We start from the raw sequence: 3,132 nt of genomic DNA, 5'->3' as shown, positions 1-3,132 counted from the left end.
GTGGCGAACTTCACGATTGCCTCGACGCCCCGCAACCACAACCGCCAGACGAACCAGTGGGAGGACGGGCAGGCCCTGTTCATGCGCTGCGCCGCGTGGAACGACATGGCCCGGCACGTCGCCCAAACCTGTGCGAAGGGCATGCGCGTCATCGCCCAAGGCCGGCTCTCGCAGCGCTCCTATCAGGCTCAGGACGGCACGAACCGCACCGTCATGGAGCTGACCGTGGATGAGATCGGCCCCAGCCTGCGCTACGCGACCGCGCAGGTCATGAAGCAGGGCGGCGGTAATCACGGCGGGTATTCGGGCGGCACCGCCTACGGCAACCCCGCCGGCAACCCGCCCGCCGCGCCACGGCCGGCCGCATCGCAGGCTCAGCCGACGGGCGATCCGTGGGCCAACGGCGGCTACACGTCGGACCCGTTCACGACGGCCGATCCGGCCGGCGACCCGGAATTCTAGAAAGGATCATTCATGGCAAAGAAGAAGGACAAGGGGATACAGGACTCGCTCATACCCGACGAGATCACCCCGTTGCAGCTCCTGCCCCTGTCGGCCGCCGCCGGCGCGATCAAGAAGGCCGCCAGCGCGTTCCGTGTCAAGGCGGCGCGTCTCTTGGAATGCGAGACCAAGGACGAATACGTCGAGAGGTACAGGGGCATCAGCCCCTACGTCGAGGCGTTGTATGACGCGGATGCGGCCGCGCAGCACATCATCGATGAGGCCACGCTCATGGATGATCTGATGACCTATCCGACCGATACTCGCCGGCGGATCATGCGCGACGACTTGGAGCGATCGTTCGACCCGTTCCATGATCTGCCCGTCACCGGTGATGGGGGAGACGGCGGGGAGGCCGTCGATCCGGACACCGGCGAGATCAAATAACCCACCCCTTGAGAGAGGTTGACGATGACATGGTTTCAGATAGACGACCGATTCTATGACTCGCCCACGGCCGAACTGCTTGACTGCGAGTCGGTGGGCGTGTTCGCGTTCATGGCGAGCTACGTGGGCCGTCAGATCGGCTCGCCCGACTTCGACGGCAGTTTCACGTTCAGACGCATCAAAGCGGTGCTGTCGTTGAGCATGAAACCGCCCTCGCCGCGCAAACTGACCACGATCATCGCCGACCTCGTACAGGCCGGAGTGTGGGAACAGGTCGGCGCCGACGCATGGCGGATCGTGGAGCCGGGCGGCATCGGCAAATACTCGGCCAGCAAGGAGACCAAGGAAAAACGCGCCGCCGCTGGCCGTGCCGGGGGTTTGGCCTCTGGACGTTCACGACGAAGCAAAACGGAAGCACTTGCTTCGACATCAAGCGAAGCAAAAACGAAGCAAATGCTTCACGACGGCTTAAGCAACCGTGAAGCAGATTCCAAGCAACCGGATACCGAGCCGATTACCGAACCGAAAACCTCCCCTAACCCCTCCGGGCCGGGATCGAAGCAAACCGTGTCGATCGCCGAAGTCGAGGCCACGGCGATGCTCGACCCGTTCACGACGGCGTGGAACGCCTACCCGAGGCACACCGGCTCGCGGCGCGAGGCCGAAACCGCGTTCGCCGCAGCCCTCGAAGGCCTCGACGGCATACCGGCAGTGTCGGCAGCGAACCTGATCGGCGCGGTCATCTCCTACGCCAAGACCATCGACCAACCCCAGTACGCGCCCAACATGAGCCGATGGCTCACCAACGGCGCATACCTCGACTGGCTGCCCACGCCACCGAAACCCCGGTACACATGGGGCATCTGCGACGAGCAATGGCTCCAAGAGCACATCCTCAGCCAAGTGCCCGAAGGCAGCTTCGAAGGCTCGATCGTCGGATCGTTCTGGGCCAACGTCAAAGCCGGAGGCAACCCCGAAGCCCAAGCCCGCCACGTCGTGGCGGAACTCACACGGAAAGGAAAACCATCATGAGCGGGCCGACACCCGAAACCCGGCGGCAAGTGCTCGGCCGGGACGGCTGGAAGTGCGCCATCTGCGGCCGAAACATCGACTCGTATTGGAGCGGGTACAGCATCCACCACCGGCTCAAACGCAGCCAAGGCCACGGATACAAGGGGCTCCACCAAGCCGGCAACCTGCTGCCGTTATGCGGCAGCGGCTCGGACGGCTGCCACGGCTGGGTACACGACCAAGCAGGCACCATCGCCTACCAGCTCGGCTACCTCGTCCACCCGTGGCAAACCCCCACCGGCGTCCCCGTCTACTATCCGCGCCACGGCTGGCAGCAACTCGACGACGACGGCCAACGCCAACCCGTCCAACCGCCGGAAGGCATGCCAAGCTACATCCCCGACATCCACCATCCGAAAGGAACCAACCAATGAACACCACCACCCGTTCGCTCACCGTCAGCGGCCAATCGATACCCCTCGACCCGCCCCGACCACCCAAGAAACCCCACATGCTCCTGTGGATCGACACCGAAACCACCGGCATCAGCCGCACCAATGCGAAACTCCTGGAGATCGGCATGATCGTCACCAGCATGGACGGCGCGACCGAACACGACCGGTACATCCGCCCGGTACGCCCCGACAAACTCAGCCTCTACGACCTCGACACCACCGTCCTGCGCATGCACCTGGACAACGGACTCTGGGACGAGGTCATGGACGGCGAACCCGACCTGATCGGCTACCGACAGACCGCCCTCGACCTGAGCGAATTCCTCGCCGATCAAGCCAGCCAATACGAACTCCACCCAGCGGGCACCAACGTGGACTACGACATCGACCTGCTCACCAACCAACTCGCCGATTACATCCACCCCGACTGGCTCAGGGACTTCACCAACCACAGGAAACAAGACCTCACCAGCTTCCGCCTCGCCGACACCGCCCTAGGCAACAACCCCTACAAGGATCATGCCGGCACGCACAGGGTCACCGACTGCATCACACGAGACCGCAACGACTACACCACCTACCTCGACCTGCTGCGCACCGCACAAGAGAAGACCGAATAAGGAACAAGCAATGAACATCATCACCAACGAAATCGAAGAACGCTACCCCTACCCCGACAACGGCGAGCGCCCCACCGGCATCACCCGGCTGGGCGCGTGTCTTGCCTCGCGCAAGGCGTATAAGGCCGGCGTGAACCGCAAGAACACGGATCGTGAGA

General features: G+C 63.5%; 5 protein-coding genes. All 5 read left to right on the top strand.

Annotated features, from left to right (window positions below; translation table 11 throughout):
* Nucleotides 1–462 (top strand): single-stranded DNA-binding protein (gene ssb, locus G1C97_RS11985; protein ID WP_169241953.1); only part of this gene is annotated, 462 nt, incomplete at its 5' end.
* A 12-nt stretch (nucleotides 463–474) separates the two neighbouring features.
* Complete coding sequence (locus tag G1C97_RS11980) at nucleotides 475–888, top strand: hypothetical protein (RefSeq protein WP_169241952.1); 414 nt, start codon at nucleotides 475–477, stop codon at nucleotides 886–888.
* A 24-nt stretch (nucleotides 889–912) separates the two neighbouring features.
* Nucleotides 913–1,920 (top strand): hypothetical protein, encoded by a 1,008-nt coding sequence (locus G1C97_RS11975; RefSeq protein ID WP_169241951.1) that lies wholly within the window; start codon nucleotides 913–915, stop codon nucleotides 1,918–1,920.
* Nucleotides 1,917–2,333, top strand: coding sequence for an HNH endonuclease (locus tag G1C97_RS11970; RefSeq protein ID WP_205832645.1), 417 nt, complete (start codon nucleotides 1,917–1,919; stop codon nucleotides 2,331–2,333). Before G1C97_RS11975 ends, G1C97_RS11970 begins: the two co-directional genes overlap by 4 nt.
* Nucleotides 2,330–2,974 (top strand): exonuclease domain-containing protein, encoded by a 645-nt coding sequence (locus G1C97_RS11965; RefSeq protein WP_169241950.1) that lies wholly within the window; start codon nucleotides 2,330–2,332, stop codon nucleotides 2,972–2,974. The genes G1C97_RS11970 and G1C97_RS11965 overlap by 4 nt, the downstream gene beginning before the upstream one ends.
* Nucleotides 2,975–3,132: the final 158 nt, after the last annotated feature.

This window comes from Bifidobacterium olomucense (assembly GCF_012932375.1).
GTDB lineage: Bacteria > Actinomycetota > Actinomycetes > Actinomycetales > Bifidobacteriaceae > Bifidobacterium > Bifidobacterium olomucense.
The sequence above is the reverse complement of the archived record's forward strand: the minus strand, read 5'-3'. Positions and strand labels throughout refer to the sequence as shown.

What these genes read in the sequence shown, in the direction of transcription:
- G1C97_RS11970 (WP_205832645.1), top strand. Translation starts at nt 1,917, where the DNA reads ATGAGCGGGCCGACACCCGAAACCCGGCGGCAAGTGCTCGGCCGGGAC.
- G1C97_RS11980 (WP_169241952.1), top strand. Translation starts at nt 475, where the DNA reads ATGGCAAAGAAGAAGGACAAGGGGATACAGGACTCGCTCATACCCGAC.
- G1C97_RS11975 (WP_169241951.1), top strand. Translation starts at nt 913, where the DNA reads ATGACATGGTTTCAGATAGACGACCGATTCTATGACTCGCCCACGGCC.
- G1C97_RS11965 (WP_169241950.1), top strand. Translation starts at nt 2,330, where the DNA reads ATGAACACCACCACCCGTTCGCTCACCGTCAGCGGCCAATCGATACCC.